Origin of the sequence: Mesotoga sp. HF07.pep.5.2.highcov (genome assembly GCF_003666285.1) — a bacterium.
GTDB classification, from domain to species: domain Bacteria; phylum Thermotogota; class Thermotogae; order Petrotogales; family Kosmotogaceae; genus Mesotoga; species Mesotoga prima.
Window position 1 is genome coordinate 1 of sequence record NZ_JFHJ01000198.1, and the last position, 3,656, is coordinate 3,656.

Annotated in this window: 3 protein-coding genes; all 3 read right to left on the reverse strand. The window is 47.2% G+C overall.

The genetic code is table 11. The features are described from left to right. Window positions 1-181 precede the first annotated feature (181 nt). On the reverse strand, window positions 182-1,972 hold the full coding sequence (locus BG32_RS04075; protein ID WP_006486542.1) for a CehA/McbA family metallohydrolase: 1,791 nt from the start codon (window positions 1,970-1,972) through the stop codon (window positions 182-184). Between the two features lie 57 nt (window positions 1,973-2,029). Beyond that, entirely contained in the window at window positions 2,030-3,280 is a 1,251-nt protein-coding gene (locus BG32_RS04080; protein ID WP_006486543.1) for an ABC transporter substrate-binding protein, read from the reverse strand. A gap of 28 nt (window positions 3,281-3,308) precedes the next feature. Continuing rightward, a partial coding sequence (locus BG32_RS04085; protein WP_147434819.1) for a carbohydrate ABC transporter permease occupies window positions 3,309-3,656 on the reverse strand: 348 nt, incomplete at its 5' end.

A 3,656-nucleotide genomic window follows, 5' to 3' on the forward strand; every position in this document is an offset into this window, starting at 1 on the left:
AGTCTTCTCGAGAGACGGGGAAATTTGAACGTGGAAACGATGTGTTCTCCCGTGAATCCGTGGAACATCATTACTGTGGGAAAGCTATCTCCGGATCTTGGATATTCGCAGATCCCAAATATCCTCTTTCCATCCTCCCCTAGTGTGAAGCTCTCCAATTTTGACATATCTATCCCTCGCTTTATTTCAAACCCAATTTTAATTCAATGAAGCCCATTGTTTCTTCATCTATTGTAGACTTTCCAGTCGCTTCGTCCCAACTGAGTATTACGACTCCGCCGCCGTTCCCGATTTCAAGGTTTCCTGTGCTCGTCCCAGACACCGACCTTCCGCCGTTCTCAAGTTCGACCGACCAGGGAAGTTTCTCAAAGAGCTGCTTGTAACTCTCTACAGATGGGTGAGTGATCCCTTTTTTTGCAAGAACAACAACAAGTAGACCACCTTTCTCGACATAATTCACGATGAAGCCAATCTGCTCTTCTGAAATCGCCATGAAGTCTTTCATAAAGGTATCTGCATCCGGAAGCGGAAGTATCAAGACCTGCCCTTCAAAAGTAGTCTTCTCAGTGAGCTCTCCGATCACCGGTTTCACTTCCCCGCCGAGACCCATAAGGATGTCCGTTAGAGGTTTCAGCTCAGAGACAAAGTAGTTCTCGTGAGAGGTATCTAGATGAGCTGTGAAGCTTACAAAATCGACGTTGACTCTGAAAGCAAGCTCATCGTCGACATAGAAGTCAAGGTCCTTATCAACAGTGTCGAAGGTCTCGGTTATTTCAAGACAGGTCATAGCGGAAATATCGTACTTTTTCGTGAAGACAACACTCTCGCCACTTCGGACTTCGACAGAGATTACCTGGTCTTCCCGCAAGGAATTTATCAGATCGAAGCCCACATCAAAAGGCAGGCCCTTTACCGGCCTGGGATCAATTGTTCTTGCATTTAAGAGATACTTGTTAGTACTGCTTTGAAACCAGATCGGTGACGATACTATCTCGTTACCGTCAATCTGATCGATCTTTACGAAGTACCAGTTATACGACAGAGGGTTCTTAACGTCTATTTCGATAGCCCACTCGTCCCCGGAAACATTCAGCTCCATCACTCCGTTGTTGCTGTATATATACGCCCGTTGAGTTCTTTCTCCCGGGTCACTGTATTCCACTTTTAAGGTTGCTTCTGGAATGTCATAAAGGACGTCTCCCATCTTCGCCCCTTCAGTGGAGAACGAGATGAAAGCATCTCTATCTTCTGTCGCGTAGATGTTCCTTGTCTTCAGCGCTTCAGAGACCTTTTCCGTTGTAAGTTCATCAATTACGAAGGCGGTCCTTGCATCATTTGCTGTGGCCCACTCCTTATGATGATTGTCCTGATTCGCAGAGGCGCCTACATGCCAGCCTCTGTTCAGCGCTCGCTGGTAACGCTCGAAGTACTCATCTTTTATGACATTGTTGGAGTTAGCTCCCGCTCCGTTTCCGACCTCAATTGTATTGATGTAAAGATCTACCTCAGGGAAGTACTCGAAGTCAAAGAAATCACCGTACTTCTTCCCCGGATGACAGAACTGGGCGGTCGCTTTCCTGTCGACAATCCACTGGTAAATATCGTAAAGATCAGTAGTGCTCCTGTCGATCCATTCAGAGGTATTGTATATCGTTATGTGTCCCCGACTGGTCAGCGTCCACTCGAAGCCGGATATGGCAATGAATTCACCTTCTACCGTGTATTTCTCAGCCATCTCGATAATCCTGTCGAGCTTCCAAGAGCCGTCAGGCAGGGGGTAGTTCAGATCGTGATCATGATCTGTTATTGCCTGTATGTCAACGACACCCGAATTTCTTGCGTGTTCAAAGGCCTCCTCAGGAGTTCCCTGCCCATCCGAATAAGATGTGTGGGCGTGAATGTTTCCAAAGAAAACCTGACCGAAAGAGAGAGATGAAACAATTACGAGAACCGCTATCAGAATTTTTTTCATAAAATCACCTCTAAAAAAGGGGCAGCCAATGACTGCCCCCGTGCGTCATGCTATCGATCAAAAGTAGTAATCATCGAGCACATCTTGTGCTTCTTCATGTAAATTCTTCAGAATTGCATCAACGTCTTTTGTTGGGTTAGACATTGCATCTTCCCAGGCAGAAGTGATCATTGCATGAACTTCTGGATATGGCCCGTACCATGGTCTCCTTACAGCACAGTCTCTCAGCTGCTGATAAGTAAGAGCATATCTCGGGTCATCTGTCATGATCTTCTGAATCTCGGGAGATTCGTACGCAGAAATCCTGCTCGTCATGTAACCGGTTGCGAGGGACCATCTCTTCGTATTCTCTGTGGAAGTGAGGAACTTCAAGAACTCCCATGCTGCATCCTTCTCGGCCTGAGGTCTTGCGGAGAACATGAAGACATTTGCTCCACCTATCGGAACAACTTCCTTTACCTGACCGGGCATGGTAGTTGCGCCGAGATCGTACTTCGCGTTCTGCTTCAAATACCCAAGACTCCCGGTGGAACGGACGACCATTGCAATTCTTCCGGAGAGATCGAGTTCGTTTCCGCCACTGACTCCGAATATAAATATTCCTTCTCTAACACCCTTCTGAAAGAAGTTCCAGGCGGCCACAGTTTCCGGGGAGTAGATAAGCATCTTTCTGCCGTCCTCGGAGATTATCTCTCCTCCAAACTGCCAGATATAAGCTTCCAGGAGCCAGTCATCTTTCCCGAATCTGTAACCGAAAATGTCTTCACCAAGAGTCTTGATCTGCTTCGAGGCAGCATAGACCTCGGTCCAGGTCTTCGGAGGATTGTCGGGATCAAGTCCGGCCTGCCTGAAAAGATCCCTGTTGATGTACATCAACGGGGTGCTGCAGTTGAGAGGAAATCCAAGCAGACCCTGTTCATACGTATTGGCCTGAATGAATCTCGGCCAGAAGTCGTCGAGCGTTGCCTTGAACTCGGGATCCTTGTCAATGAAGTAATTGAGGTCCTGGAAAGCGCCTCCATCGACAAACTGCCCGATCCTCGACTGCTCAATCTGAGCCAGAGTAGGTAAGTCGCCGGCTACCATAGCGGCAAGGAGCTTCTGCATTGTATCCTGGTAATTCCCGGTGTAGACTGCCTCTACTTCGATTTCTCCCTCATGCAACTTGTTGAACTCCGCAGCAATATCGAGCAGTGTTTGGGAATAAATACCAGTCTGTGCGTACCACATGGTAACCTTTACCGGCGCCGCAAAACCTATTGCAGCGATAGCAACTACCAGTAGCGTGATTACAAATGTTCTTTTCACAAAAAAACCTCCCCTTTCGAGATTTGGGTCACTCTTTCAACCCTGAAATGCTAATTCCTTCTACAAACTGTTTTTGAACAAAGAAGAACAAGATGATTATTGGAATTACCGCCGTCGTAGAAGCGGCCATTCTTAACGTCCATTGAGTCTCCCAGCCGCTTACAAACTGAGATATACCGACCTGAATCATCTGTTTCTTTGCATCATTTATAACGATCAGCGGCCACATATATTCATTCCAGTGGGCGAGGAAAGTGTACAGCGCCATAGTATAAAGCGCAGGTTTCGAAAGTGGCAGAATGATCCTGACGAAGATCTTCATTCTGCTGGCCCCGTCAATAATTGCAGCTTCCTCAAGCTCTTTTGGAATTCCCAT